Source organism: Haloarcula rubripromontorii, from assembly GCF_001280425.1.
Lineage (GTDB): Archaea > Halobacteriota > Halobacteria > Halobacteriales > Haloarculaceae > Haloarcula > Haloarcula rubripromontorii.
Genome location: NZ_LIUF01000001.1, coordinates 360383 through 387211, shown reverse-complemented (window position 1 = coordinate 387211; position 26829 = coordinate 360383). Strand labels below are relative to the sequence as shown.

Below are 26829 nucleotides of genomic sequence, written 5' to 3'. Positions count from 1 at the left end.
GCGGTGCTGGAACTTATTTACCCTTCGGCGTCAAATCCCTAATATCAGCGGCCATGAGTGGTGACGAACGCAAGCTAGTCGACACGTCGGGGGACTTCCAGTACGTCGTCCGCGACGGCGACCAGGTGTCCGACCCGAAGTGGCGCTCCTGCCGACTCATCGTCACCAACAAGCGACTCATTCTGGCGACGAACGGCTCGAAACAGCCGATTCCCCACTCCAGCATCACCCTCCCGTCGAACCCCGACGATCTGGTTCCAGACGGTGGGACCGGCGGCGCAACCGCGCTGGAGGTCGGAAACAACGTTCTGCTGGTCGATACGCCGAATTTGGACGACTTCGAGACGGAGTACGTCCGGGCGACGCTACAGGGCGAGGTCATCCTCGCGCGACAGCAAGCGGTCGTCGGCGGCGTGGTTCAGGAGGATGCCGAGTGGAGCAAGGCGCGGTTTCAACTGGACGACGACATCATCCGCCTTCAGTTCCCCGGCGGCAAGAGCACGTCATTCGAAATCGAAGACGTCGGGACCATCGAAACCGGGACCAGCACGGTGATGGGTCAGGAGCGGGAGGTCATCGAGGTCGAACACACCGACGACGAGGACCGCAGCGTCGAAACCCACATCTCAGGGATGGACCACCATACGCGGGCGCTGCAGACACTCTTTACCCGCGTTATCGAGGATCGCGAGGACGATTACGAACTCTCGGAGATGGAGAGTCAGGTGTTGATGGCGCTGTACTCCGGTGTCTCTCCGTTCGAGATGTCTGACTTCGTCGGGACGACACCTGACGAGGTCGAAGAAATATACCAGAAACTGCTCGATATCGGTGCGGTTGACGAGGTCCGAGTTCGGACCGAAGTCGCGTTGAACGCGCAGGGGCGGAATATGGCGAGTGAAGCGATGAGTGAAAAATAGCGAGGGGACGACCGGAAGGAGGTCCCTCGGATAGCGAACGGGGAAGATAGTGACCCGTGAGCGGCGTGGCGCTACCCGCCACAGAACGAACGGCAAAGCCATGAGTAGCGAGCGCCCGAGCGAGGGGCCTCGAATAAAACTCATGCGTGATCCAGTCCCGAGCCGAGCGGTAGGACAGCACCGCCGAACGGCGCACTCAGTATGACTCGGAACGGTGGTTCGTCTGCGGGTCTTGCTGTAGCACCGACAGCTCAGACAGCGTTGCGCCTGCTCCTGCCGTCCTTACTCGGGCAGGTACTCGACATCCTCAGCTTCCGTCACCGATACTCCGTCGGGGAGCGCTGATTCCGGGACTGGCGTCAGAGTGAGGATGTCACCTGCCTCGGTCTGTACCCATTCCTGGCCTGTTGCCTGACTCCAATCGTGTGGTTCCCAGAACCCCGACTCGAAGCGCATCCAGATGTCGAGACCACTGTAGTACTCTCCTGTTGAACTTTCGTATATCATTGCTGACTCCACAGCGACTGCTGCCATCGAAAGGGTCAATGCACCTACATGGTATTATTACTACCGGCAGGGCCGAAATTCGCCAGGCCTGAGCATAGAGGGGTGCTTGGATAGTACGGGTATCGCGGCGACTCGGCCACCGGCTGTGTGGTTCTCAGAGGGTCCCGCGAAACGGCCGGGGACCCGTCGCTTTCGTGCAAACAGAGGGCGACTTACTGCTGTTCCATCGCCATCTCAAGCGACCAGAAGAAGCCGTAGTACGCGACAACGCCAGCGGCAAGCGTCAGGTAGTACGCCCACTGTGGAGCCGACAGGAGGTCGAAGATGACGCTCACGGCGGTCACCCAGGCGATGGCGAACACGAGGTCGACGAACATCCCCCGCTTGTGGTCGCGTACGTGGTCACGGAGGGTGTCGACGACGCTCATCGGCGACCTCGCGTCGTCTGTGGCGGTCGGTGTCGGGTCTGTCCCATGCTAGTCACGCCTCGATGTCCGTGTCACCGTGCACGTCGACGACCAGCACCGGCAGCCGCGTTCGGCGCAGTACCTTCTCCGTGACGCTACCGAGAATGACACGCTTGAGGCCAGAGCGACCGTGTGATCCCATCACGATGAGATCGATATCGTTGTCCTCGACGAACTTCCGGACGGCGCGGGCCGGCTCGCCGGCGGTGACGTGCTCTTTGACCTCGACGCCGTGTTCGGCGGCCCGGTCGCGAACGTAGCCGGTCGCTTCGTCTGCGTCGGCTTTCACTTCGGTCATCTCGTCGAGGTAACCCTGTCGGATACGGTCGACCTGCTCTGTCCCCAGCGAGTAGCTGGTGGCGTCGACGTCGACGACGTACAGCGCGTGAACCGTCGCGCCGTACTTCGAGGCGATGTCGACTGCCTGGTCGACCGCGTTTTCGGCGGTTTCGCTGCCGTCCGTCGGAACGAGGATGTTGTCGTACATTGGTTTAGTCGTCTGCGGGGGTGCCGCCGCCGGTGTTGTCGCCGACGACGTCTGCGGCGGTCTCCTGCTGTCCCATTGGTTCGGGGCTGTGACACTGTCGCACCATCTTCTTCGTCTCCATGGGCGGCTCTGGCGTCGCCAGCGAGACGGCGATGGTGACGATGAACACGAGCGGCGTCCCGATCAGCGCAGCGCCGATGGGTGGGACGTACTGGGCGTAGATTGGAACGATTGCCCCTCCTTCACCGGCAATCGCTTCGAGCGCGCCGATGTAGCTCGGCAGGACGCTGTTGATGATTGAGGTGATCCAGATGAGCAGGCCGAGCACCATCCCGGCCAGTGCGCCCTGACGGTTCGTGTTCTCCCACCAGAGGCCGAGGAAGAACATCGGGAACAGTACGGTGCCCGCGAGTGAGAACGCGTAGGCGACCAGTTCGCCGATGAGCGCCGGTGGGTTAAACGCGGTCACCGTCACCAGCGCGCCCATGCCGATGATCGTTCCGCGACCGATGAGCACCTGCTGGCGCTGGGTCGCGTCAGGGTTGATCAGTTCGGTGTAGATGTCGTGCGCGACTGCGGAGGAGGCCGTGATGAACAGCCCGGCGGTCGTCGCGATGGCGGCGGCCATCGCACCGGCCGCGACGAGGCCGACGAACCACGTCGGGAGGTTGGCAAACTGCGCGGCGAGGACGACGATCACGTCACCCTCAGCGCCGGACATACCGCCTTCAGCAGCGTAGGCGCTCGCGCCGGTCGTCGTCTGGAACAGGTCGACGCCGAAGGCTGCCATCGCGGGCGACGCCCAGTAGAGCAGGAGGATGAAGAACAGCCCCCACACGCAGGACCAGCGAGCGACGCGCTCGCTTCTGACCGTGTAGAACCGAACGAGGACGTGCGGGAGGCCACAGGTCCCGACGATGAGCGAGAACGCCGTCGCGATCCAGAGGTAGAACGGCTGGTTCACGAACGGTGCGGAGAACTCGCGACCGAGGTCGGCGATCAGCGCGCCGTACTCGATCTGCGGGAGTATCGTCGAGTACCCCTGCGAGAAGCCGACGACGTACACGCCGGCAAGGAACGCGACGATGAGGATGGTGTACTGAACGGCCATGTTCTTCGTCGCGCCCAGCATTCCCGAGAGCGCGAGGTAGCCGACAGTGATGGTCATCATCACGACGATCATCGGGATGATTTCCAGCCCGAAGACGTACTGACCGACCAGCCCCATGCCGCGGGCCTGGCCGACGGAGTAGACATACGCGATGAGTAGCGTGGTGAACGCGGCTAGCGCGCGAGCGGTCGGCGAATTGAACCGGTCGCCGACGAAGTCCGGCGCGGTGTACTTCCCGAAGCGGCGCATCTGCGCCGCGAGGAAGATGAGCAGGACGAAGTAGCCGGTCGTCCAGCCGACGATGAACGCCAGCCCGTAGAACCCCGAGAGCGCAACCAGTCCGGCGAGCCCCAGGTACGAGGCGGCGGACATCCAGTTCGCGCCGATGGCCATCCCGTTCTCGATGTTGCCGATGCCGCGGCCTGCGACCCACATCCCTTCTGTGTCGGCCACTTTGAACACGTAGCCGATGACGAGGAACGAGGCCATCATCAGGAAGACGATGATCGCCGGGACGAGCTTGAACGAGATGTCGAGCGCTTCGGCCTGTAGCGGGACCGTCACTGCTCGACACCTCCGTCAGCGGCCGTCGCTTCGCCGGCCTCTGGGGCCGTGCTCTCGACGGAATCGGGGTCGATACCGTACTTCTGGTCGAGCGCGTCTCGGTAGCGCGTGTACACCACCGCCAGGATGAGCGCACCCGTTGGCGCACCGAACGAGACGAGGAAGTAGTGCAGCGGGAAGCCGAACAGGGGCGTCTGCACGGTCATCATCTCCGGCGCAAGTGCGGTCAGCGTCACCGGCCCGAACACGACCAGCGCCCAGAGCACGAAACTGCTCCAGATGATCTTCAGGTGGTCGCGCATAAACGGTGTGCTTGGCCGTAACAGGTTCACCTCCCTGTCGAGGTAGTCGACGTCCTCGTGGGCGGGCGCTGTACCGCCGTCTGGTTGGATAGTTGACTCTTCTCGGTCCGCAGGCGTGTCTCTTGACATGGGTTTGAAAGCTTGAGAATTCGTGGTGCTGTTCGCCGCTACGGCTCAGTCACCCTGGACCTTGGTCTCGATATCACTGACAACGTCAGGGTTTCGCAGCGTACTCGTATCGCCCAGTTCCTCGCCGTTAGCGATGTCTTCTAGCAGGCGGCGCATGATCTTCCCGGAGCGGGTCTTCGGCAGTTCGGGCGTGAAGATGACCGCTTCCGGCCGAGCGATCGGCCCGATAGCGTCTTCGACACCGTCGATAATCGCACTGCGGAGTTCTTCTGTCTCTTCGTAGCCGTCCTCGGTGATGACGTAGGCGTACACCGCCTCGCCCTTGATGTCGTGGTCGCCGCCGACGACGGCGGCCTCGGCGACGCCTTCGACGCCGACGATGGCACTCTCGATTTCCATCGTTCCGAGCCGGTGACCGGAGACGTTGATCACGTCGTCGACGCGGCCGAGGACGGTGATGTAGCCGTCCTCGTCGATTTTCGCGCCGTCTTCGGGGAAGTACACCCAGTCGTCAGAGTCGTCGCTGTCGGTGTCTGAGTACTCCGCCCAGTACTCGTTGATGAACCGTTCGTCGTTCTTGTACAGCGTTCGGAGCATCCCGGGCCACGGCTTGTCAACAGTCAGGTAGCCGGCGCGGCCGGGTTCGACCTCCTCGCCCTCTGTGTCGACGATACGGACGTCGTTGCCCGGTAGCGGCGGCCCGGCTGACCCCGGCTTCATGTCCTTGACGCCCGGGAGTGTCGTTATCATCATGCCGCCGGTCTCGGTCTGCCACCAGGTGTCGACGACGGGACACTCCTCGTTGCCGATGTGTTTGTAGTACCACTTCCAGGCGCGGGGGTTGATGGGCTCGCCGACAGTGCCCAGCAGCCGCAGGCTGGAGAGGTCGTGTTGCTCGGGGTACTGCTTGCCCCACTTCATGAACGCGCGGATTGCCGTCGGCGCGGTGTACAGTTGGTCGGCCTCGTACTCCTCGACGATGTCCCAGAGGCGGTCCTTGTCGGGGTAGTCCGGCGTCCCCTCGTACATCATCGTCGTGGTGCCGAGCGCGAGCGGGCCGTAGACGATGTAGGAGTGGCCGGTAATCCAGCCGATGTCGGCCGAGCAGAAGTACGTGTCCTCGGGTTTGATGTCCAGCACTGCCTGCGAGGTCCAGGCCGCCCACGCGAGGTAGCCGCCCGTGGAGTGTTTGACGCCCTTCGGCTTCCCGGTGGTTCCGGAGGTGTACATGAGGAACAGCATGTCCTCGGCGTCGCGGTCGACTGGTTCGACCGTCTCGCCTTCGTTGTCGGCGACGACATCCTCGAAGGCGACCTGATTGTCCGCGTAGTCGTGATCGAAACCGTCGCCGTCCATCAGGCGCTCGGCGACGATGGCGCGCTCGACCTCGTGGTCGACACCACTCAGTCCCTCGTTGGCCTTGTCGAGGTGGTCGAGCGGGTCGCCGCGGCGGTAGTAGCCGTCGCAGGTAACAAGATACTCAGAATCAGCGGAGTTCATCCGCGTCGCAAGCGCGTCCGCGGAGAAGCCGGCGAAGACGACGGAGTGGGGCGCACCGATGCGGGCACAGGCCAGCATGGCGATGGGGAGCTGCGGAATCATCGGCATATACATCGTCACGACGTCGTCTTCGCCGACACCCATCTCGCGCAGGCCGGCCGCGAACTCGTTGACCTTCTGATGAAGTTCCTCGTAGGTGTAGGTGACGTTGTCTTCCTCGACCGGCTCACCGACCCATTCGATAGCGGCCTCGTCGCCGCGCTCTTCCAGATGCCGGTCAAGACAGTTGGTCGACGCGTTCAGTGTGCCGTCGGTGAACCACTCGTAGAACGGCGGGTTCGAATCGTCGAGTACCTGATCGTACTCTTCCTCCCAGTCGAGAAGGTCGGCGGCCCCTTCCCAGCACTCCGGCCAGTTCTCCTCGAACTCCTCGTAGATACCCTCGTCCGTGACGTTCGCCTGCTCGACGAACGACTCCGGGGGCTCGAAAACCTCCTGCTCTTCGAGCCGTGCTTCGAGTTGGACATCTTCATCTGACATGGTCTATCATCGATATTTCACAGCGGCCATATAAACGGGGGGTCTAACTACGATAACATGAAACAGGGTTTCAGTTGTCTGCCGGCTGTCGGGGCTCGGTCGGCCGGTCGTCGAAAAACGCGGTCAGGACCTTCTGCTGGGCCTTTCTGAGGTGATTGTGCAGCGTCGGCGACGAGATATCCAGCGAGTCCGCTAGCTCCTCAGCAGTCGATCCGCGCGGCCATTCAAAATAGCCGCTGTGGTAGGCCGCCTGCAGGACGGTCTCTTGCCGGTCTGACAGAGTGTCGGTCAGTCGGTCGCGGAACCCGGTGTCCGTCTCCGCCGGTCGTTCCGTCTCTCGCTTCGCTGCCAACGATGTCTCTGGATAGGCGTCAGTGACAGCGTTGACTGTCGGTCTGATGTCGGCCTCGCTGGGAAGCTCGACTGCGATAGTCGCGACGCCGTCGGTGGCTGTCACAGAGCGAACGCGGCCACCGCTTTCGACGAGCTGGAGTGCTGGCGTGTCGGTGACCACGACCTCCAGTAGTACGCCGTCGCTGTGCTCTTCGAGGAGTCTGGCGTCGGCCACGCCGTCGTCGTCGTCCGCATACGAGAGTATCGCGTCGGCCGAGGCCCCTTCGACCATCAGGTAGTACAGCAGCGACTGGCCCGCAACGGGAACAACGCCAGACAATTCGACCGTACACTGTAACGCTTCGGACACTCCGGCGGTAAACGTCCGATCGTCTCCACAGTGGAACTCCAACTCGGTCACCGTGTCGGCGAGCAGGAGGCGCTTGCGTTCGGCGGCGACCTGTGCGTGGCCGACCTGCACGCCAAGCGCCGACAGTACGGCACGTTCGGTATCAGTGAGACCCCCGCCCGTTGCGACTCCGACAACACCGGAGATGGTGTCTTCCCTGACGAGTGGCACCAGCGCGACCGGGCCACTGTCGTCGTCGACGATACGAACCTCACCCACGTCAAGCAGAGCAGTGACTGACTCGATGTGGGTGTCGATCTGCTGCTCGACAGCCGCTTCCGAGATTTCTGCCGTCGTATGCGGTGTCAGTCCGTCACCGGTCCGTTCGGCGAGCCAGGCGAACTCGAAGCCCGCTGCTTCTGTCAGGTGGTCACAGACTGTTGTCGCAATTCCCTCACCGGTCGCGGCGGCCGCAAGCGCCTCGCTGACTGCCGTAATCCAGCTGACGGCCCGTTGCGGCTCGCTTGCGGCCGCCTGCCCGCTAGACCCGTCGATGGCCGCGACGATGGTTTGGCGGTCCGGTTCGTCAAGTAAGGGGTCAAGTCGGTCGAGGCGGTCCCAGCCGCCGAGTGCACAGACGATGTCCGGCGCGACGCCGTCGTCCAGCAGGCTCGCCGCGAACCGCCACCGGAGGTCACGCGAAGACACGTCCTTCAGGTGCGGTGTCGTCTCGGCGGCTCGGTCGGCTACCTCGCTGACGAGCATCTGGAGCCGACGTGCAGAGACGGAAAACAGCGGCTCGTCGTCGTCCCCTCCGGCCGCGTTTGCGTACTTTCGTATATCGTGTTCGACCGAGTCCGGGAGGTAGGTCTCGCGGACCACGGCACCGTTTTCCCGAACAGCAAGCAGGCGATGCCCATCGAACTCGGTGATGTCGGCTAGCCGTACAGCGGTCATCTCTGCCGGACGGAGTCCCACCTCGGCACCGAGTCGGAGGACGAGGTCAGACCGGTGTGTCTCGGCCGCGCGTCGAAGCTGTTCGTACCCTCGCTCGCCGATGCGGTCAGTTGTGCCGCCCATCTATTTCGGAAATTCACAGGATATCGAAATAAGTATTGCGCCAAAGACACGGCTATCTTCGAGTAGAGAACTACGAAGCGCCTATCACCGTCGGCGCTGGCAGAGAAAGACTTCGGAAAAATAGAATAAGACGAAATAGTTTACTTCCGTCTTGTCGTCGACTGGATTTCGCCGAGGATTTCGGGGTTACGAAGCGCGCTGGTATCGCCCAGTTCCTCGTCGTTCGCCACTGCGGTCAGCAGGCGGCGCATAACTTTGCCCGAGCGTGTCTTGGGGAGGTCGGGTGTGAACACAATCTCTTTGGGCCGAGCGATACCGCCGATAGCGTTGACGATAGCGTCTTCGATGGCTGCCCGGAGTTCACTCTCGGCGTAACCGTCCTCCGGGGAAGCGAACGCGTACACTGCCGTTCCGGTCGTCTCGTCGTCGGCACCAACGACGGCGGCTTCTGCGACGCCGGTGACGCCGGCGACCGTCGACTCAAGTTCCTTGGTGCTGAACCGCCGGCCGGCGACGTTAATCGCGTCGTCAATCCGGCCGAGGAACGTGATGTAGCCGTCATCGTCGACCGAGACGCTGTCTTCGGGGTAGTACTGCCACTCCTCGGCGCTGTCTGGGACACTGCCCCAGTCCGTTCCGTCGAGCAGCGCGCGCGGCATTCCCGGCCAGGGGCGCGTCACGACGAGTTCATCGGCCGAATGAGGATCGGCCGCCGCACCTGAACGGTCGACGACGGACGCTTCGATTCCCGGCAGCGGCCGTCCAGCGGCTCCGGGTTTCATTTCGTCGACGCCGGGCAGCGTCGACACGAGCACCGCGCCGGTCTCGGTCTGCCACCAGGTGTCGACAATCGGGCACTCGCCGCTGCCGATGTGTTTGCGATACCACTTCCAGGCGCTCGCGTCCATCGGTTCGCCGACGGTGCCCAGCAGCCGCAGGCTGGAGAGGTCGTGCTTGGCGGGGTACTCCTCGCCCCACTTCATGAACGCCCGAACGGCCGTCGGTGCGGTGTAGAACACGTCGACGGCGTACTTTTCGATGAGTTCCCACAGCTGGTCTTTCTTCGGGTGATCCGCTGTGCCGTTGTACAGCACTGTTGTCGTCCCGAGTGCGAGCGGCCCGTAGACGATGTAGGAGTGGCCGGTGATCCAGCCGATGTCGGCCGAACACCAGTAGGTGTCCTCGGGCTTGATGTCAAGCACTGACCGGGCGGTCCAGGCGACGTGTGCGAGATATCCGCCGGTCGTGTGCGTGACGGCTTTCGGCTGGCCGGTCGTCCCCGACGTGTAGATACGAAAGAGCGGGTCGTCCGCCGCTCGTGAGACGGGCTCGACTTCGGCTCCCTCGTGTGCCGCCAGCAGATCGTGATAGTCGTCGTAGTCCTCGCCTAAATGCACGTCACGGCCCAGTCGGTCAAGCACCACGACCGACACGTCGTGGTCGACGGCGATTCGCGCGTTATCGGCCTTGTTCTTTTGTGCGACGGCGCTCCCGCGACGGTAGTAGCCGTCGCAGGTGATGAGGTACTCTGACTCGGCCCGCTCCATCCGCGTCGCCAGTGCGTCCGCGGAGAACCCGGCGAAGACGACGTTATGTGGCACGCCAAGGCGCGCACAGGCCAGCATCGCGACCGGAAGTTCGGGCACCATCGGCAGGTACAGCGTCACCACGTCGTCGGGGCTGACGCCGTGGTCGCGCAGTGCTGCGGCGAAGGCGTTGACTTCCCGGTACAGTTCGAGGTAGGTGTAGGTGCGGGACTCGCCGAGGTGGCCCTCCCAGACCAGCGCGAGCTGGTTCTTCCGCTCGGGGAGGTGCCGGTCGAGGCAGTTGTAGGCGGCGTTTAATCGGCCACCGGGGAACCATTCGAACGGGGGGCCGTCCGTTCCACGGAGTACTGTCTCGAACGGCTCCTCCCAGTCGAGCAACTCAGCGGCCTCGCGCCAGCAATCGGGCCACTCCCGCTCGAAGCGGTCGTAGATAGCTGGGTCTGTCACGTTCGCCTGTTCGACGAACCAGTCCGGTGGTTCGACTGTCTCTCGCCCCGGTTGGGACTGGCCCCGATCCGGTTCGTCGCCCCGAGTCATCAGTTGACAGTACACCGCCGCACGCAAAAAATATCCTATCTAATTGTGTACAACTCTGCTGTGAGCGACCCGCCAGTGCAGCCGGCCGTTCTCAGTTTCGACACTGGCGACGGAAGTTATATTGAGTCCTGCGGACAACGGAGGTACGAGAGGCCGGTACGGGGTATGAGCGACACCGAAAAGAAGATCGCCGATACAAAGGGACAGTTCCTTCAGGCGGTCTCACAGGGCCAGCGTCTCACCGACGCCGAGTGGCGAAACTGTCGCATCGTCCTCACCACCGAGCGAGTCGCCCTGCTGGGCGACGACAAGCGACAGATCTCGCTGACCGACATCGACCGTATCGCCGACCGGTTCGACGTGAACCAGCAGAGCGCTGGCGTCTCCGATTACGTTGCGCTCTACGTCGGCGAGGATGTCATCCTCGTGTCGGCATCGGACCACGAGGCGTTCGAGACTGACTTCTACCGGGCGAGTCTCGACGGCGCAATCGTGCTGGTCCAGCACCCCGCGCTCAAAGGCGGCGTCGTCCAGTCCGCCGAGTGGACGAAAGGCCGGATAAAAGTCGGCGACGAGGCGCTAAAGCTCGCGATGGCCGATGGGCAGGCCGTCGTCGTCGACCGCGCCGACATCGGTGATCTCGCTGTCGAAGAGAAGCAGGTCAGCGGCGAGGAGCGGACGGTCATTCAGGTCGAGCACAGCGAGGACGACATCAGCGTCGAAACACACCTCGCGGGTGAGGAGTTTCACGCCACTGTCCTCCGGACGATGCTCGAAGAGAGCGCCGAACAGAACCAAGCTGATTTGGACCTGAGTTCGACGGAGAAACGGGTCATCATGGCACTACACTCCGGCGTATCGCCGTTCGACATCCCCAATTTCGTCGGTATCGATGTCGACAAAACCGAGGAAATCTTCGACCGTCTGATCGAACTCGATGTAATAAGCGTACTCCGGGAACGGACTGAAGTGAACCTGACGACGAAGGGGCGTCGAGTCGCCGGTGAGCGGATGGGCGAGCAGTAGTCCGCGGCTCTGGACTGAGTTGATATGGTTGGATGCCCCGGTCGCCTGCTGCGTTTGATTTTCACACCATAATCTGGACATGCGTGGCGAGTAGACACCGACGAATCTCGGTAAGGCCGCCATATTGAAGCCCCTCCTCCGTCTGCAACAGGTATGCACATCGATACGGCTGTGGTCCTCGCTGCGGGTGAGGGAACTCGCCTCCGGCCGTTGACGCGAAACCGGCCAAAACCAATGTTACCGGCCGCAAACCGGCCGATTCTCGAACACGTCTTCGACGCGCTGGTCGAGGCAGGCATCGAGAAACTGGTCGTCGTCGTCGGCTACAAGCGCGACCGCGTGCAGGACCACTTCGGTCCGACGTACCGTGGCGTTCCGATTTCTTACGTGAGCCAGACAAAACAGCTGGGCAGCGGGCACGCACTCCTCCAGGCACGAAGCGTTGTCGACGGCCCGGTTCTGGTGATGAACGGTGACCGTCTCGTCGACGCGGCCACTATCGAGGCGGTAGACTCCTCCTATGCAGAGACTGAGCACACGAGCATCGCTGTGGTTGAACGACAGGACACCAGTCGGTACGGTGCTGTCGAGGTACAGGACGGCGATATCGTCGATATCGTCGAAAAGCCACAACACGACGAGTTCAGGCTCATCAACGGCGGCGTGTACGCCTTCGACGGTGACATTTTCGAAGCGATCGACGAAACGACGCGCCACGCCGGCGAACTGGCACTGACCGATACAATCGAACTCCTGCTGGAATCTGACCGTGTCCGCGCGGTCGAGGTCGACGGGATGTGGGTCGACGCGACATACCCATGGGACCTGTTGACCGTCGCCCGCGAGGTGCTGGCTCGGGGCCGGGTCGTCGAATCGGCCCGAGACGAACAGGTCTGGGTCGACAACTCCGCACGTGTCCACGACGAGGCGACTCTCCAGTCGCCGGCCGTTATTGGCCCCGACTGTGAGATCGGTCCGGACGCTGTCATCGGTCCGAATGTCGCGCTCGGACGCAACGTCACTATCGGGGCCAACAGCGTCATCCAGCACACCGTCCTCGACGCAGACACGCGTGTCGACCCGAGCTCGACTCTCGTCGACACCGTCACTGGCCAGGACGTGAATCTCGGCGTCAACACGGTTGTCCCCGGCGGCCCGGCCGACGTTCAGGTCGGTACAGCGGTGTTCGAGGACCAGCGGCTGGGCGCTGTTATCGCCGACCGTGCCGTCGCACTCGGTGACGTGAGTTTCGTCCCCGGGTCGCTTGTGGGCCCCAACGCTCGGCTCGCCACCGGCGTCACAGTCGATGGAACTGTCCGCGAAGACGCGGAGGTGGTCCGCTGATGTGCGGGATTATCGGCTGTGTCGGCCGCGGCGACGAAACGCTCGACACGCTCGTTCACGGCCTCTCGAAGCTGGAGTATCGCGGGTACGACTCCGCGGGCGTCGCCCTGGCGAACGATCACATCGACCTCTGCAAACACTCCGGGAAGATAGCCGACCTGCGCGAAGCGTTGTCCGATCGGACGCTCTCGGGGTCGGTCGGCATCGGCCACACCCGCTGGAGCACGCACGGGCCGCCGACCGACGAGAACGCCCATCCGCATCAGGACTGCACCGGCGACGTCGCCGTCGTCCACAACGGCATCATCGAGAACTACCAGTCCCTGCGGGACGAACTCGTCGGGGCCGGCCACACGTTCACGTCCGACACTGACACCGAGGTGGTTCCCCATCTCATCGAGGACGCGCTGAGCAGCGGTGCGGACCCCGAAGACGCGGTTCGCGAAGCCATCGGCCGACTCGACGGCAGCTTCGCAATCGCCGTCGTCGTCGCCGGCTGTGACTCGGTGTTTGCCGCTCGAAACGACTCGCCGCTCGTCCTGGGCATCGGCGAGGACGCGACCTACCTGGCGAGTGACGTGCCCGCCTTCCGCGATTTCACCGACAAGGTCGTCTACCTCGCTGACGGCGAGTTCGCTCGGCTCAACGACGACGGCTGGACCGTCACCGACACCGACGGCACCGTCATCGAGAAGGACGTCGACACCGTTCAGTGGGACCCCGAAGAGACCGGCAAGAGCGGCTACGACCACTTCATGCTCAAGGAGATTCACGAGCAACCGCGCGCGCTCCGGCAGTGCTTGCGGGGCCGGGTCGACGAACTCGCCGGCACGGTCGACATCGGCGACCTCGGCGACCTCTCCCCGACCGGCGTCCAGTTCGTCGCCTGCGGGACCTCGTATCACGCCGCCCTGCACGGCGCGCAACTGTTCCGCGAAGCGGGCATCCCCGCACAGGCGTTCCTCGCCAGCGAGTACGCGACTGCGACCCCACCTATCGGTGACGCGCTCGTCGTCGGCGTCACCCAGAGCGGTGAAACCGCCGATACCCTTTCGGCACTTCGGGCGGCCCGCCGTCGGGGCGCGCGCACGCTGGCTGTGACCAACGTCGTCGGCTCCACTGCGGCCCGCGAGTGCGATCACGCGCTGTACATCCGCGCTGGCCCGGAAATCGGCGTCGCCGCCACCAAGACCTTCGCCTCGCAACTGGCTGCGCTGAACCTGCTCGCGCTCGGGACCTCCTCGACCGGCGACGCCAGGCAGGTCATCAGCGCGCTCCGTGACCTCCCCGGTCACGTTCAGGAGGTCCTCGACGAATCTGCTGCCCAGGAAGTCGCTGAGTTGTATCAGGACGCCAGCGCGTACTTCTTCATCGGCCGTGGATACCAGAACCCCGTCGCGCTCGAAGGCGCACTGAAAATGAAAGAGATCACCTACAAGCACGCTGAGGGCTTCGCCGCGGGTGAGCTAAAACACGGCCCGCTGGCGCTGGTGACCGAGAACACGCCGGTGTTCGCTATCGTGACCGGCGACGACGAGCGCGCCCGCAAGACCATCGGTAACGTCAAAGAGGTCGAAGCCCGCGACGCACCGGTGGTCGCGATTACCGACGGACAGAGCGACGTTGAACGATACGCCGACCACGTGCTCCACATTCCGGAGACCCACCCGCGGGCCGCCGCTGTGCTGGCGAACACGCACCTGCAGCTAGTGTCGTATCACACGGCCGCGTTGCTGGGGCGGAACATCGACAAGCCGCGCAACCTGGCAAAAAGCGTGACGGTCGAATGAGAATGGCGTAGCTGGCTACTCGCGCTGGTCGCCGTTTGCTGGTGGTTCCGGCGGTTCGAAGATCTTTGCCATCAGCCTGACTGCTTTCGAACCAGAGAAGGCGTTTTCGATAGCCCGTGCCACCGCGGCGAGACGGGACGTTTCCCAGAAGCGTGTAACTTGAGGCGTGGCAGCGTCGAGAACAGCGAGTACTGGGCCGAAAGTGTGCGTTTTACGTAGATCGATGACGATAGTTGTCGACTCCGGTTCTGTCGTGAGCCAGCGATAGAGTCTGGATGCTCTCGTTATCTCGAGGACCTGAATCCAGGTCTTGCCGAGCGTCGAGCGCTCGAAACCCCGTATGAACTCCTCGGAAACCGACTTGAGCGTTGAGTTCTCGACAGCCGACTGGAGACGCTGTTTCACCATTGTGACATCTCTGTGCTTCTTATCGATGGCCTGAGATCACGGTCGCTTTGACTGTTATAGTGTCTAGATCCAGTGTCACGACGCGCCCCTGCTGGAGTGTCTGGCCTTTGAATGTGACGCCGGTGTCGGTCTCTCGAACAGAGAGGTTTGCGGTGACGGTGACGTCTTGATTTATCGGATGTGTCCGCTCGTATATCTCGCCATTCTGTCCCCTGGTGATGATTGTCGCATTCTGGCGCTGGACAGCCGAAATCCGCGCGATTGTTTCACCACCGAACGACTCTGTCATCCCTGGAGAGATGCTGTTCGCGAGTAACGGTGACACGTTAGACAACTGTAGCTTGACATCGCGAGTGGCGGGCTGGCCACGTTGCGTTGTCGCACCGACTCGCGTGATTTTACCCTTAACAAGGCCCGCTTCCGTCGGGAGTGAGAGGCTTACTCCCGGCCGGATTGTCGTCTCGCCGAACGCCTGCTGTTCGCCGTAGGTCGCGCTCTGGAGTGTTAATCCGAGGAAGACGGTCTTCGTATCGGGATTGTCGGTCCCGTATGCCGTTACCGATTCGATAGTGGCCACTTCTCGTCCTTGCACACGGATCGGTTGCCCGGGGCTGAGACGCCTAGCGTCGGTTTCTGACAGATCCGCTCTGACTACTACCTCTGTCTCAGTCGTGGTCAGTTCGGAGCCACCACCAACGTCACGAATCGTCCCCTTTGTGGAGTACGTCTCAGTCAGAATCTCGAGCTGGCGGCCGTATCGTGGCGGTGCGCCGCTGTACTGGATAGTTTCTCCCGAAGCCGGTCCCGACAATTCGGCTCGAACTACCGCCCGTGTTGATCCATCTTGTGGGGTGAAATACACGTCGGTAATCGTTACGTCCGAATTCTTCGACGGGCTGTAGCTGTCACCGGCCGATATTTGAGAAGTAATATATTCAGGTTGGGTACCGAGATCCAGTGTTACATTGGTTGTCTCGGTCGTCGGGGCTGAACTCGAATCGCTATCGTCTGCCAGTACCAGGCCGGCTCCAGCGACAACTGCAGCGAGAACAAACACGACGACGAGGGCATCAATAATATTGACAACGCCAAACAGATTCCCCTCGTCGTCGATGATACCGAATGGCTCTTTCATCGACTTCATACAGGGGCATTTCCCGGCCAGTGTATGGCCTTTTCGCTTGGTCTCCAGACCTTACAACAGATTCCTGCTCATCATTTCGTACGCAGCCCCTCATTGACCCCAGTGCATTTCTCACGAACTGCTGTGCTTCTTGTAACTGGTCCCACCCATGACCGGACTGAGTGAGTTCTGGCACCAACGCCTCCGGGACTGTCGTCCATTGCTCGCTGAAGAAGTCTGCGCCGTGTGAACGGTTCTACGGGTCTCTGTACGCGAACAGTATATCGATAACAACACTCCAGATCTGTCTCGAAACGAGTTTCATATCGTAGCTAAACGACTGGTCGCGAACGTACTCCAGGTCGTACCGCAGCTTTTCGCCCGGCTCTTTTCCAGTCACGTGATTGACCTGGGCGGGCCCGGTTAGGCCCGGCTTGACGAACCAACGCTTCTGCCAGTCAACGACTCCGGTCTGGATATCCGAGTCAAGCTCCGGTCGTTCGGGCCGTGGCCCGACAACGCTCATATCACCCCGTAGTATCGACCAGAGCTGTGGAATCTCATCAAGGTGCGTCTGTCGAAGTACTCGCCCAACTGATGTTACGCGTGGGTCGACTTCACCCGCATCTTCGTCACTGATCTTCGCGCCGGTTTCGTCTTCCGCGTTCTCGATCATCGAGCGGAACTTATAGATGGAGAAGGTTTCGCCGAACACGGCTGTCCGGTCCTGCCGGTACAGTATCGAGCCGCCGTCTTCTAGCTTTATTCCGACTCCAATCCCGATAATCACCGGTGATAGCGCGATCAACCCGGCCGATGCAAACGCGATATCGAACGCGCGCTTGAGAATGTAGTCCTGTATGTCCCAGGGTTCGATCTCTACGTCGACCAGGGTCCCGACTCCACCGCTGGCGGTCAACACAGAGTCTGCATGGTCGCGGTGGACTTTCGCGTCGAGACCGTACTCGTAACACGCGTCGAGGGCGCCGAAGAACTCAGCTCGGTCGGCGTGTTCAAACGCCAGTACGACTGAATCGACATCATACTCGACGAGTACGTCCTCGATTCGCGAGAGGCCACCCAATCGTTCCAACCCACTCGGGTTGGTGCCGCCGTCGGCGACGGCTTCGGTCCGTTCGATTGTCGTCATCACACTCGTCGGACAGAGATAGCCCAGCAGCGTCCCGTCAACCTCGCTCGCCACTTCCTCTATCACACGGAGATCGTCGCCGACGACGATGGTCCGCTCGCCGTTTGACGACGGCCGCTTCCGAATCCACACAAACCACGCCGGCAGTGCGACCAGTAATAACGGAGTCACTAACACGACAGTCAAACGCGGCAGCTTGTAGGAATAGTCGAAGTAGCCGATCGTCGCCAGAACGAGAGCCGCCACGAGCACCCGCTTTTGGGCCAGTGCTATCGCGTCGAGAATTCTTCGCGGGCGGGGCTTGTACAGTGGGAGGAACACACTGACGACGACGGCGATCGTGACCAAGACCTCGATTGTGAACTCCGGCCCCGTTGGGGGATCGGTCGGGAGCCGACTGAGTACCGGGAGGGTTGTCGCTATCGATTGGATGGTAGCGTTGTTAACAAGTGCAACGGCGACCGCTGTCAGCACGACAACGCCGGCTACACTTGTGACCCGGTACCGCCAGCCACTATCCATTATCACTGTGATTGCCGAGTTCCGGGATAAGTCCTGCGTCCCGGGACTCAAATACTGAACTGACCGCGTGTGGCCACGCAGCACGACAACCCTGAACGGCCGTTGTGTTACTGAGAGCGAGTGCTACACAAGCGGCGTTCGTGAGGCGATGTACCCACAGCGACCGCCTCGCCCCGGTCGTGTCGACTCTCGCAACGCCGAGCCAGCGTTCGTTATACCCGCCCCGTTTAACGCTGTCCGTGAAAGATGGTCGCACGGTGGTGGTCCAGCCTTTCGATTGAAATCCAGTCCGACTGTGAGACATACCTGACCGTACTGTCACACTGGTTACTGGCGGGATGATACGGTTTCGTCGCTCACTCGCTTGCGGCGATGTTTTCGGCGGCCATCTCCGGGTCAACCTCGCCCTGTAGCCGTTTTTCGGCCTGGTCGCGGTCCTCGGGATAACCGATATCGTTTCGCCAGCCGTCCATGCGGATCGCGTCGATCGTTCGCCCGGAGTGCAACAGGAGGTCAATCGCATCACTGATCTCGTACTCGCCGCGATTAGAGGGTTGCACCAGATGACAGGCGTGGAAGATGGCCGGCGTGAAGGTGTAGAACCCGGTCATCACCAGATTCGACGGCGGCTCTTCCGGTTTCTCGACGACCTCGGTGATCTCGCCGTACTTGTTGGTGTCACAGACGCCGTAGCGACCGGCCTCCTCCCAGGGCACTTCCTCGACGAGGAAGGCGGCGTCGGCACGTTCCTCCGCTTGGCGGTTGACGACGTCTTGGAGGTTTGCGTCGAAGATGTTGTCGCCGAGCATCAACATGAAGTCGTCGTCGACGTGCTCCTCAACGGTCAGGAGCGCGTGAGCGAGGCCGCTCTGCTCGCGCTGGTGGGTGTAGGTGATCGGGATGCCATCGAACTCGTCCTCGTAGTGATTAATGATGGCCTGCTTCTTGTAGCCGACAACTACCAGCAGTTCGTCAGCGCCCAGTTCGATCAACTGCTCGAAGCAGTGCGTCAGAATCGGCTTCCCCGCGACCTCTACCATTCCCTTTGGCTTGTCTTCGGTCAGCGGGCGGAGACGGGTCCCCTCACCAGCGGCGAGTACGACAGCTTTCATGTCTCTCAATTCGTTGGCCGTCCGATAAAACTCTTGTCGAATTATAAGACCCGAATTATAATATCCGCTCCTTGACTACTGGTGCCTGATGAACGTCAGTATTGTCGGGAGCGGATACGTCGGGACGACGGTCGCGGCGTGTCTTGCAGATCTCGGGCACGAAGTCGTAACGATAGACATCGATGAGGATATCGTCGACGCGGTAAACGACGGCGAGTCGCCGATACACGAGCCCGGTCTCGACGAACTCGTCGCTGAACATGGCGGCGGTCGCCTTCGGGCAAGTACCGACTACGCCGAGATTCTCGATACTGAGCTGACGATGCTAGCGCTCCCGACGCCATCGAACGACGACGGGAGCATCGACCTCCAGTTCATGGAAGCCGGTGCGGCATCCATCGGTGAGGCGCTGGCCGGCGCTGAGAACGCGACAGAGGGCCCGCATCTCGTCGTCACGAAGTCGACTGTCGTCCCGAACACGACCGAGAACCGGCTTGCAGCCCGTATTGCCGACGCCGGTCTCGAACGTGGAACGGATTTCCTCGTCGCGTCCAATCCCGAGTTCCAGCGCGAGGGAACGGCCGTCGCGGACTTCCTGAACCCTGACAAACTCGTCTTCGGGACGGACGATGACCGCGCAACGGACCTTCTCCACGATCTCTATGAACCGCTGCGCGAGGCCGCTGACGGCGACACCCCGGTCGTCGAAACCGGTATCGCCGAGGCCGAGATGATAAAGTACGCCAACAACACGTTTTTGGCGACGAAAGTCAGCCTCATCAACGACATCGGGAACATCTGCAAGGAGTTCGGCGTCGACGCCTACGAGGTAGCCGACGCTATCGGACTCGACGACCGAATCGGCGAGCAATTTCTCCGGAGCGGCGTCGGCTGGGGCGGCAGTTGCTTCCCGAAGGACACGGACGCTATCATCGCCGCGGCGCGGGAGCGGGGCTACGACCCCGCAGTTCTCTCTGCGGCCGTTGAGCTGAACGACACCCAGCCAGAGCGCCTCCTTTCCCTCCTCGATGACCACGTCGACGTGTCCGGGAAGCGAATCGCCGTCCTCGGACTGGCATTCAAGCCCGGAACGGACGACATCCGGAACACGCGAGCGGTACCGGTCATCGAGGGACTGCAGGAGCGTGGCGCAGACATCGTCGCCTACGACCCAGTCGCGACCGAGAACATGCGCGAGCGCTACCCTGACATCGAGTACGCCGACTCCGCGGCGAACGCTCTCGCGGGGGCATCCGGCGCTGTCGTTGTCACTGACTGGGACGAGTTTGCGGCGCTCGATGCTGAATTCGACGATATGGCTAACCCTGTCGTCGTCGACGGCCGACGCATCATCGAGCGACGCGACGGTCTCACCTACGAAGGGTTGACTTGGTAGCGCGGCTAGCGACGCGCTCGTATTCGTCTGTCGAGTAGAGCTACCGTCCCGGCAACGAGTAACGCCACCACGAGTACCGTCGGATCCGAAGACACGTACAGGCTCGGTGTCGGCGGCCGCCAGTTCGTAAACGGATACAGCCAGGCGCTGGCCCGACCGTCGGCGTACACCCGCATCCCATCGAGCAGGAGCGAGGTGAGGCCGCCGAATGTCACGAGGCCGAACACCCGTCGCCAGTGCTGACGCTCGAACGCGACGGCGATGATGCCGGACAGTAGCAGCACTCCGCCGAGCGTCGAGAGAGGCCTGTAGGTGAACGGAACGCCGAGAAGTGCTTCGACCGTCTCCTCGTTCACCACGAGTCCGACTTTTATTGTATCCGGAATCGCCGCCCCGCCCATCCCAACGACGACCCAGCGCTGGTCGAGCCAGTCGACGCGCCAACTCGTAACCGTGAGAAGGATGTACGGAGCGAGCAGGTGCGTCAGCAGGTCAGCCATCGCGGGCCTCCAGTGTCCACGTGTCTCGATCGATACGCCAGTACCGGAAGAACAGCAGCAGGAATCCGAAGGCACCGATAGCCGAGGCACCGTACTTGTAGAATTCGGCCCACCGGCTGCTGTTGACGACTTCGACGCGTTCAGCCGCTATCGTCTGCTCCGGTTCGAGCGTCCCGTACACCTGGACGACGCCACCGGATTCGACGGCTGTGTTCGTCTCAGTGACCCTGAGTGTAATTGCCGTCCCGTCGCTCTCGACTCGGATATCAATCCCGCCGTCGCCAGTCTCTGTCACTGTTCCAAACACCATGAGCTGCTGTCCGACGTACGACTCGTACCCGGTCGAAAGGTCCGCAGCATCTGGATACGGTGACAATTCGTCTTCTGTTATCTCTGCGTGGACGAACAGTCCTCCGAGTGTCACACACAGCACAACCACGATGACGGCACGAACCCAGACGCGCACACCCTCTGTTCTCTCGGTGGGTACAATGGTCGTTTCGCTTCAGACCTACAGCGTGCCTGTCTCCAAAATCACTCGACAGTGACATTACCGCCGCTGTACACCATCTGCTCCGTGACTTCGACAGTCGTTTTGTTTCCGCCGTCGGTCGTCACGGTGTACGTCCCGGGGTTTGCGACGGTAACAGTGAAGTCACCGTTCCGATTGGCCGTTGTCTGGCGCTCGTAGTCGACCTCCCTGCCTGAGACAGCGAGCGTCGTTACGACCGAGACGGTCGAATTCGGGGCCGCAGTCCCCTTGATCTCCCCACCGGGAACAACCGCGAACGCTCTATGGCTTCCGTCTTCGCTTGTGAAGAGCGGGCGGTAGTGTGCCAGTCCGTCCACATCTCCGTTGCGGCTTCCGAAGTGCTGGTGTAGCCGAGCGTACATCGTGGTCGGTTCCTCGATATCGGCTTCCGTCGTTACAATGTACCCGACTCGGTTGGAAATCCGACTGAGGGCCGCATCAGGGTCTGTTTCTGCGACGAATGGCCCGTACTTCTGGCGGGCGTAACTGAAGCTCCGTGACTCGCCGTTGACGAAGTAGTTGTACACGCGGCTCTGTCCCCAGCGGCTGAGGACGTAGTTTTCCGGGTATTCGAATCCCCGCTCGGCGGCGTCAGCTTCGATTGCAGTCGCCGCGTCGTACGTCCCGTCCTCGACAAGTACCTGACTCGTCTTCACCGGGACCTGCACTATCCCGAGGGATCCGAACAACAGGAACAGCACGAACAGCGACGCAACCGCGCGGCTGTCCGGAACGAGTACGTCTCGCAAGTCCCTGTCACCGGTCGTGAGTACTGGACGGGCGAGTTCGACCCACGAGGCGACCCAGACGAACGCAAGGCCGGCGAACAGCGCGAGAAACGTGGCCAGTTCGCCGACGAAACGGACCTGAATCACCGCGAGAGCGAACAGCACCCAGACGTAGCTACTGGCGACGAGCCAGCCGCTCTGGTCGCTCCACGCGAGGTCAAGTCCCCACACCATTGCCGGCAGCGCCAGGAACAGCGTCAGACCGAGCAGAAACAGGAAGCCAAATGCGTCCGCGCTGAACAGTCCGTACGTCTCGGCGATTGCGTCGGATCGAAATAACAAGTCGAGCCGGCTATTGAACGTGTCCCACTGCTCGGCGAAGCCAAAGCGGAAGACGAGGAGGCCAACGACACCAAGTCCGAGATCGACCACAGCCAGTTGTTCGACAGTACCACCGAAGCGCCGGGCTACTTCCGCCGTCGCAATGACGACGACAGTACCCAGTGTCAGTAGTGCTGGCGCGCTAGTGACGAGCGCAGTTTGCCAGCCGGTGACAGTATGCACACTCCAGGCGAGTATCGCACCGAGGCTAACGCCGGCAAGGACCGGCGCGTTGCTGACCAGTGCCGACCGGTCGTTCGAGACATCCAGCAGTGTCTGTCCCAGCACCACCAGACTGACCGGGAGGACGAGCAACGGCCCGGCCTCCCACGCGAGCACCTGGCCGGCAGTACCGACACCGATGCCGACCGCGGCAATCCACGGCTGTGGTCGACGAAGCGACGTTCGATTCGTGGCCGTCGTTAGCGCGACTACGAGTGCAAGGGCGGTGAGTGCCAGCCAGGGATAGTCGAAGGCGTGGTGATCCGCGAACCCGAGGCTGGTCCGGAAGGCGTGGCCCGGAATAAACGCGAGGAACAGCACCGATGCGAGGCCGACACGCCGGTCGCTGGATACCCGAACTGCGAGCAGATAGAGCAGGACGCTCGTGACGAGTGCTGACACGACCGGATACCAGGCGAGAACGTGGCCGATAATTTCGTTGCTCCCGCCAAAGAGGCTGGAAACCCACCAGAGTGTCGCGATCATAAGCGGCTCTCCCTTTGTCACTGCGTCCGGAAGCACGGAGAGCGCCCCGAAATCGGCCGCGCTGCCGGCGTTTGCCGCGACCTGTTCGACGTGGTATCTGTAGTAATAGGGGTCGTTACTCGAGAGAACGATGTCGTCGCCGCGATATATCGACCCGATGACGTAGGTTCGGGCGACGAGTACGACCGATAGGGCGGCGATGAGCAATCCGGTTGCTCGCGCGTCGAAATCAAAACGCAGTGCGTCACCGAGCGCCATCTCGCGTCCGCTGTCGCCACCGGTCTCAGGCTCGCCGTCGAGCGCGGCCCGCACAGCGTCTGGGTCGGCGACTCGATACTGCTCGCCGTCTTTCTCGACGATGCCCGTGGAGACGAGTTCGCCGAACTGGCCCGAATCGATTGGGATATCGTCGAACGTCCAGCCGTCTTGTTCGTCGTCGACGGCCAGAACGGCTTCTGTCGCATCTCGTAGCTCGGGCCGGTCATCGAGTACCGCTCCCGCCCCGGGCGTGTCGCTCATGTCTCTTCTCTTTCCGGTCTGGCGAATAAATCCATCGGGACTCGATGTCTACGTGGTCGTCGATTCCAGTGCCGTCCGGATCGCTGACTCTACGTCGTGTTCCGGGGTCCAGCCCAGCACGTCAGCCGTTCGGTCAGTGTCGACCGGGAACGAATCGACGAGCGTTTCGTCGTCGCCCCGCGGGTTCTCGACCAGTTCCACGTCGGCATCGATGTCAGCGACCGAGGCGGCGATGTCACTGACGAGTTCGGCGACAGTATGGACGCCCGGGTCTTCGTCACTCGCGATCTCATATTTCTCGACGCCGGTCTCGCCGCGGTCCAGTTGCTCTAGCAGCCGTTCGCAGCTATCGACGTAGGCCCGGGCTACGTCCTTGACGTGGATGAAGTTCCGGGACTGTGTTCCCGGCTCGTAAACTGTCAGCGTCTCGCCGGCGAGCGCGCGGTTCACGAAGAAGTTGATGACAGTCCCCTTCGAGACGGTCTGACCGTCTATCTCGTGGCTCCCGTAGAGGTTCGATATCATGAACTGGTGGGCGGGGAACGCCCCGTCGGCGTACGTCTCGATATCGCGCTCGTTGAGCAGTTTCGTCCGCCCGTACCAGTTCAGCGGGTCCCGTGGATGATCGATCGTAATGGGGAACTCCTGTGGGTCGCCGATAACAGCCATCGAGAACGGGAAAATCAGCGCTGCACCAGTCTTGCGGCAGAACCAGGCAACGTTGTCCGTTCCCTGAACGTTCACCTCATACGCTAGGTCTTGTTTCTCCTCGCAGTCGTCGACACCGGAGATCGCAGCGAGGTGCATCACGACGTCGGCCCCGTCTAGCGCCGCCTCCAGACGGTCCCGGTTCCGGATGTCGACGTGTTCGATATCGACATCGCCGACGGACTGCACGGTACCGAGATAGAAGTTGTCGATAGCGGTGATCTCCCAGTTGGGGTGGGTCTGCTGTAGCTCGTAGATGACGCGACTGCCGATGTAGCCCGCAGCGCCGGTGACGGCGACGTGGGGCGGTTCGCTCGTGGGTTCTGAATCAGACATTGGTCGTAAATTTCTCCGCGAGGTCGCGGACGCCCTCCCGAAGCGTCCACGATGGTTCGAAGCCGGTCCCGCTCAGTCGGTCGAAGTTGACGTGATACGACGGGCCGGGATGTTCGTCTTCGAGATAGGTCACGTCGACCGGGGCAACCTCCTCTGCGACAAGATCGGCGATGTCCGAGATCTGGTAGTTCGACTCCATCGATCCGACGTTGTACACCGGTTCGTCCCAGGATTCGGGATCGCACACCGCTTCGGCGTAGGCGCGGGCGGCGTCCTGGACGTGGATGAACGGCCGCCAGTTCGAGCCGTCGCCGTAGACGGTGAGCGGGCGGTTGGTGAGCGCGCGGAACACGAAGTAGTTCACGACGAGGTTGAACCGGATGCCCGGCGAGTGGCCGAAGTTCGTGGCCATCCGGAGGGCGGTCCCGGTCATGTCGAACTCCTCGCAGTACTCCCGGAGCAGCGTCTCGGACTGCAGTTTCGTCTCCGCGTAGGGGTTGATGGGGTCCGGGTCGACCGTCTCGTCGATGTCGGTGCTGGTCGCGCGACCGTAGACGTTACACGAGGAGGCAAAGACCACGTGGTCGACGCCGAGTTTGCCCGCCGCCGTCAGGACGTTCTCCGTCCCGTCGTAGTTGATAGCGAACGTCTCCTCGCGGCGGTCGTGGGTGCTCGACGCGCCGGTGATGGCTGCGAGGTGGATGACACGGTCAACGCCGCGCATGGCGCTTTCCACGTCGCCGTACTCGCGGACGTCGCCGCGGCGGAATTCGAGGCCGTCCCCGAGCGTCCCGAGCAGCGCGCGCGGCGACCCTGAAGAAAGGTCGTCGAAGACGACGACATCGTCCACGCGGTCGTCCGCCCGGAGCAGCGGGACCAGCGCGCTGCCGATGTAGCCACAGGCCCCGGTGACCAGCACGTCCATCGTTAGTCCTCGCTCAGGACGCCCGGCAGGAACCGGTCCTCGTGTGCCTCGATGGTGTCGGCGTAACGGGTCAGCGTCTCGAAGATGTCGTCGACGCCGTCCTCGAAGGACTGTGACTGGCCGCCGATGAGGTCGGCGTAGCGGTCGTTTTCGATCTCCATCTTGTGAGTCTCGTCTTCGTCGCGGGGGTTCTCGAAGTGTTCGACGGCAACGTCGAGGTCGTACTCGCTGCCCACGTCAGCGATGGTTTCGGCGATCTCGACGATGCTGATTGCGCGCGTGACCTGATTGTACACCGTCAGCCCCTCTGGTCGGTCGTCGGGATCAGTCAGCGCGACTTCGGCTAGCCCCTCGACGGCGTCTTCCAGCGAAATGAACGGCTTGCGCTGCTCGCCTTTGCCGTATACCGTGACCGGGTAGCCCGCGACCGCCTGCGCACAGAAGCGGTGGGTAACCGTTCCGAAGTAGTAGTCGAAGTCGAAGCGCGTCTTGAGCCGGTCGTCAGCGCGGGTCTCCTCGGTCTCGGTTCCGTAGACGATGGCCGTCCGCACGTCCGAAATCGGGATGTCGAACTGGGTGTGGGCCAGCCGCATGTTCTGTGCGTCGAAGCCCTTCGTCGCGTGGTACCAGCTCCCGCCCATGTTGGGGAACGGCACGTCGTCGCGCTCGCCCTGGTTCTCCATCGTCGCGCCGCCCTCGGGAATCGGGAACTCTGGCGCACCGTAGACGCCCGTCGTCGTCGTCTCAACGAAGTGGGTGTCTGTGAGGGCGTGCTCTTCGAGGCCCCACAGGAGATTCCGGGTCGCCTGAAGGTTGTTGTGCTGGGTGTAGTTCGCCCGCTCGCCGTTGATCTGGGAGTACGGCGCGGACGGCTGGGCGGCGGTGTGGACGACCACGTCCGGCTCGTGGACCGCCAGCAGTTCGTCGACGAAGGACTTCTCGGCGAGGTCGCCCTCGACGAACGAGAGGTTCGTCAGGCCGTGGACCTCGCGGGCCGCGTCGAGGCGCTCGTCGATGCTTGCGACCGGTGTCGCACTCGTCGCGCCAACGTCTTCGACCCACTCCCGGCGGGCGAAGTTGTCGACGAGGAGGACGCGGTCGTCCGTTCGGTCTGCGATGCGCAGCGCGGCCGGCCACCCGACGTAGCCGTCGCCGCCAGTGATGAGGATGGTCATAGTTACTCAAATAGTGAGTAACTGCGACGCGTAATCAATCTTCTGTTCAATCGCTTGCCGTTCTCTCGGACGG

23 protein-coding genes are annotated in these 26829 nt (G+C 62.2%); 5 read left to right on the top strand and 18 right to left on the bottom strand.

Translation table 11 applies throughout. From position 1 onward, the window contains the following. The first annotated feature begins 53 nt into the window (after positions 1-53). On the top strand, positions 54-920 hold the full coding sequence (locus tag AMS69_RS01985) for a CheF family chemotaxis protein (RefSeq protein ID WP_053966422.1): 867 nt from the start codon (positions 54-56) through the stop codon (positions 918-920). 282 nt (positions 921-1202) lie between these two features. Here the strand turns inward: AMS69_RS01985 and AMS69_RS01980 are convergent, their stop codons facing one another. The 8 genes from AMS69_RS01980 to acs (AMS69_RS01945) all read right to left on the bottom strand — a co-directional run bounded on the left by AMS69_RS01980 (position 1203) and on the right by acs (AMS69_RS01945) (position 10373). Then, positions 1203-1427: a hypothetical protein gene (locus AMS69_RS01980; RefSeq protein WP_238378332.1), complete on the bottom strand. Its 225-nt coding sequence runs from the start codon at positions 1425-1427 to the stop codon at positions 1203-1205. A 212-nt stretch (positions 1428-1639) separates the two neighbouring features. Further along, on the bottom strand, positions 1640-1855 hold the full coding sequence (locus AMS69_RS01975; RefSeq protein ID WP_053966420.1) for a hypothetical protein: 216 nt from the start codon (positions 1853-1855) through the stop codon (positions 1640-1642). A gap of 52 nt (positions 1856-1907) precedes the next feature. Then, a complete protein-coding gene (locus AMS69_RS01970) occupies positions 1908-2381 on the bottom strand; it encodes a universal stress protein (RefSeq protein ID WP_053966419.1) in 474 nt (157 codons plus the stop codon). A 4-nt stretch (positions 2382-2385) separates the two neighbouring features. Beyond that, on the bottom strand, positions 2386-4056 hold the full coding sequence (locus AMS69_RS01965; protein ID WP_053966418.1) for a sodium:solute symporter family transporter: 1671 nt from the start codon (positions 4054-4056) through the stop codon (positions 2386-2388). Beyond that, positions 4053-4487, bottom strand: a complete 435-nt coding sequence (locus AMS69_RS01960) for a DUF4212 domain-containing protein (protein WP_053966417.1) — start codon at positions 4485-4487, stop codon at positions 4053-4055. Before AMS69_RS01960 ends, AMS69_RS01965 begins: the two co-directional genes overlap by 4 nt. Positions 4488-4532: 45 nt before the next feature. Further along, positions 4533-6527 carry an acetate--CoA ligase gene (acs, locus tag AMS69_RS01955; protein WP_053966416.1) on the bottom strand — a complete coding sequence of 665 codons (1995 nt, stop codon included), beginning with the start codon at positions 6525-6527 and terminating at the stop codon, positions 4533-4535. 70 nt (positions 6528-6597) lie between these two features. After that, positions 6598-8289, bottom strand: a complete 1692-nt coding sequence (locus AMS69_RS01950; protein WP_053966415.1) for a bacterio-opsin activator domain-containing protein — start codon at positions 8287-8289, stop codon at positions 6598-6600. Between the two features lie 140 nt (positions 8290-8429). Continuing rightward, on the bottom strand, positions 8430-10373 hold the full coding sequence (gene acs / locus AMS69_RS01945) for an acetate--CoA ligase (RefSeq protein ID WP_053966414.1): 1944 nt from the start codon (positions 10371-10373) through the stop codon (positions 8430-8432). Between the two features lie 165 nt (positions 10374-10538). On the opposite strand from acs (AMS69_RS01945), the gene AMS69_RS01940 reads away from it, so the two are divergent. The 3 genes from AMS69_RS01940 (at position 10539) to glmS (ending at position 14533) form a co-directional block, all read left to right on the top strand. Continuing rightward, on the top strand, positions 10539-11399 hold the full coding sequence (locus AMS69_RS01940) for a CheF family chemotaxis protein (protein WP_053966413.1): 861 nt from the start codon (positions 10539-10541) through the stop codon (positions 11397-11399). 153 nt (positions 11400-11552) lie between these two features. Then, positions 11553-12743, top strand: a complete 1191-nt coding sequence (glmU, locus tag AMS69_RS01935) for a bifunctional sugar-1-phosphate nucleotidylyltransferase/acetyltransferase (RefSeq protein ID WP_053966412.1) — start codon at positions 11553-11555, stop codon at positions 12741-12743. Beyond that, positions 12743-14533, top strand: coding sequence for a glutamine--fructose-6-phosphate transaminase (isomerizing) (gene glmS, locus AMS69_RS01930; RefSeq protein ID WP_053966411.1), 1791 nt, complete (start codon positions 12743-12745; stop codon positions 14531-14533). The genes glmU and glmS overlap by 1 nt, the downstream gene beginning before the upstream one ends. A gap of 15 nt (positions 14534-14548) precedes the next feature. Here glmS and AMS69_RS01925 read toward each other — a convergent pair whose 3' ends face one another. The 4 genes from AMS69_RS01925 to aglF all read right to left on the bottom strand — a co-directional run bounded on the left by AMS69_RS01925 (position 14549) and on the right by aglF (position 18848). Then, positions 14549-14941 (bottom strand): hypothetical protein, encoded by a 393-nt coding sequence (locus AMS69_RS01925; RefSeq protein WP_053966410.1) that lies wholly within the window; start codon positions 14939-14941, stop codon positions 14549-14551. A gap of 19 nt (positions 14942-14960) precedes the next feature. Next, the gene (locus AMS69_RS01920) at positions 14961-16085 is read right to left on the bottom strand and encodes a DUF4330 family protein (protein ID WP_053966409.1); all 1125 of its coding nucleotides are present in this window, start codon (positions 16083-16085) and stop codon (positions 14961-14963) included. 235 nt (positions 16086-16320) lie between these two features. Next, on the bottom strand, positions 16321-17736 hold the full coding sequence (locus AMS69_RS01915; protein ID WP_053966408.1) for a sugar transferase: 1416 nt from the start codon (positions 17734-17736) through the stop codon (positions 16321-16323). A 356-nt stretch (positions 17737-18092) separates the two neighbouring features. Continuing rightward, on the bottom strand, positions 18093-18848 hold the full coding sequence (gene aglF / locus AMS69_RS01910) for a UTP--glucose-1-phosphate uridylyltransferase AglF (RefSeq protein ID WP_053966407.1): 756 nt from the start codon (positions 18846-18848) through the stop codon (positions 18093-18095). An 88-nt stretch (positions 18849-18936) separates the two neighbouring features. Here aglF and aglM point away from each other — a divergent pair, with 88 nt between their 5' ends. Then, positions 18937-20244, top strand: a complete 1308-nt coding sequence (aglM, locus tag AMS69_RS01905; protein ID WP_053966406.1) for a UDP-glucose 6-dehydrogenase AglM — start codon at positions 18937-18939, stop codon at positions 20242-20244. 5 nt (positions 20245-20249) lie between these two features. Here the strand turns inward: aglM and AMS69_RS01900 are convergent, their stop codons facing one another. The 6 genes from AMS69_RS01900 to AMS69_RS01875 form a co-directional block, all read right to left on the bottom strand. Next, positions 20250-20744, bottom strand: coding sequence for a hypothetical protein (locus tag AMS69_RS01900; RefSeq protein WP_053966405.1), 495 nt, complete (start codon positions 20742-20744; stop codon positions 20250-20252). Continuing rightward, positions 20737-21210 carry a hypothetical protein gene (locus AMS69_RS01895; RefSeq protein WP_053966404.1) on the bottom strand — a complete coding sequence of 158 codons (474 nt, stop codon included), beginning with the start codon at positions 21208-21210 and terminating at the stop codon, positions 20737-20739. The genes AMS69_RS01900 and AMS69_RS01895 overlap by 8 nt, the downstream gene beginning before the upstream one ends. A gap of 68 nt (positions 21211-21278) precedes the next feature. Beyond that, on the bottom strand, positions 21279-23612 hold the full coding sequence (locus AMS69_RS01890) for a carboxypeptidase-like regulatory domain-containing protein (protein WP_053966403.1): 2334 nt from the start codon (positions 23610-23612) through the stop codon (positions 21279-21281). 48 nt (positions 23613-23660) lie between these two features. Continuing rightward, positions 23661-24656, bottom strand: coding sequence for an NAD-dependent epimerase/dehydratase family protein (locus AMS69_RS01885; RefSeq protein WP_053966402.1), 996 nt, complete (start codon positions 24654-24656; stop codon positions 23661-23663). Further along, entirely contained in the window at positions 24649-25581 is a 933-nt protein-coding gene (locus tag AMS69_RS01880; protein WP_053966401.1) for an NAD-dependent epimerase/dehydratase family protein, read from the bottom strand. The genes AMS69_RS01885 and AMS69_RS01880 overlap by 8 nt, the downstream gene beginning before the upstream one ends. A 2-nt stretch (positions 25582-25583) precedes the next feature. After that, entirely contained in the window at positions 25584-26756 is a 1173-nt protein-coding gene (locus AMS69_RS01875; RefSeq protein ID WP_053966400.1) for an NAD-dependent epimerase/dehydratase family protein, read from the bottom strand. Positions 26757-26829: the final 73 nt, after the last annotated feature.

Excerpts from the sequence above, each read along its gene's own strand:
- AMS69_RS01985 (WP_053966422.1), top strand. The coding sequence starts at position 54 with ATGAGTGGTGACGAACGCAAGCTAGTCGACACGTCGGGGGACTTCCAG.
- AMS69_RS01980 (WP_238378332.1), bottom strand. The coding sequence starts at position 1,427 with ATGATATACGAAAGTTCAACAGGAGAGTACTACAGTGGTCTCGACATC.
- AMS69_RS01975 (WP_053966420.1), bottom strand. The coding sequence starts at position 1,855 with ATGAGCGTCGTCGACACCCTCCGTGACCACGTACGCGACCACAAGCGG.
- AMS69_RS01970 (WP_053966419.1), bottom strand. The coding sequence starts at position 2,381 with ATGTACGACAACATCCTCGTTCCGACGGACGGCAGCGAAACCGCCGAA.
- AMS69_RS01960 (WP_053966417.1), bottom strand. The coding sequence starts at position 4,487 with ATGTCAAGAGACACGCCTGCGGACCGAGAAGAGTCAACTATCCAACCA.
- acs (WP_053966416.1), bottom strand. The coding sequence starts at position 6,527 with ATGTCAGATGAAGATGTCCAACTCGAAGCACGGCTCGAAGAGCAGGAG.
- AMS69_RS01950 (WP_053966415.1), bottom strand. The coding sequence starts at position 8,289 with ATGGGCGGCACAACTGACCGCATCGGCGAGCGAGGGTACGAACAGCTT.
- acs (WP_053966414.1), bottom strand. The coding sequence starts at position 10,373 with ATGACTCGGGGCGACGAACCGGATCGGGGCCAGTCCCAACCGGGGCGA.
- AMS69_RS01940 (WP_053966413.1), top strand. The coding sequence starts at position 10,539 with ATGAGCGACACCGAAAAGAAGATCGCCGATACAAAGGGACAGTTCCTT.
- glmU (WP_053966412.1), top strand. The coding sequence starts at position 11,553 with ATGCACATCGATACGGCTGTGGTCCTCGCTGCGGGTGAGGGAACTCGC.
- glmS (WP_053966411.1), top strand. The coding sequence starts at position 12,743 with ATGTGCGGGATTATCGGCTGTGTCGGCCGCGGCGACGAAACGCTCGAC.
- AMS69_RS01925 (WP_053966410.1), bottom strand. The coding sequence starts at position 14,941 with ATGGTGAAACAGCGTCTCCAGTCGGCTGTCGAGAACTCAACGCTCAAG.
- AMS69_RS01920 (WP_053966409.1), bottom strand. The coding sequence starts at position 16,085 with ATGAAGTCGATGAAAGAGCCATTCGGTATCATCGACGACGAGGGGAAT.
- AMS69_RS01915 (WP_053966408.1), bottom strand. The coding sequence starts at position 17,736 with ATGGATAGTGGCTGGCGGTACCGGGTCACAAGTGTAGCCGGCGTTGTC.
- aglF (WP_053966407.1), bottom strand. The coding sequence starts at position 18,848 with ATGAAAGCTGTCGTACTCGCCGCTGGTGAGGGGACCCGTCTCCGCCCG.
- aglM (WP_053966406.1), top strand. The coding sequence starts at position 18,937 with ATGAACGTCAGTATTGTCGGGAGCGGATACGTCGGGACGACGGTCGCG.
- AMS69_RS01900 (WP_053966405.1), bottom strand. The coding sequence starts at position 20,744 with ATGGCTGACCTGCTGACGCACCTGCTCGCTCCGTACATCCTTCTCACG.
- AMS69_RS01890 (WP_053966403.1), bottom strand. The coding sequence starts at position 23,612 with ATGAGCGACACGCCCGGGGCGGGAGCGGTACTCGATGACCGGCCCGAG.
- AMS69_RS01885 (WP_053966402.1), bottom strand. The coding sequence starts at position 24,656 with ATGTCTGATTCAGAACCCACGAGCGAACCGCCCCACGTCGCCGTCACC.
- AMS69_RS01880 (WP_053966401.1), bottom strand. The coding sequence starts at position 25,581 with ATGGACGTGCTGGTCACCGGGGCCTGTGGCTACATCGGCAGCGCGCTG.
- AMS69_RS01875 (WP_053966400.1), bottom strand. The coding sequence starts at position 26,756 with ATGACCATCCTCATCACTGGCGGCGACGGCTACGTCGGGTGGCCGGCC.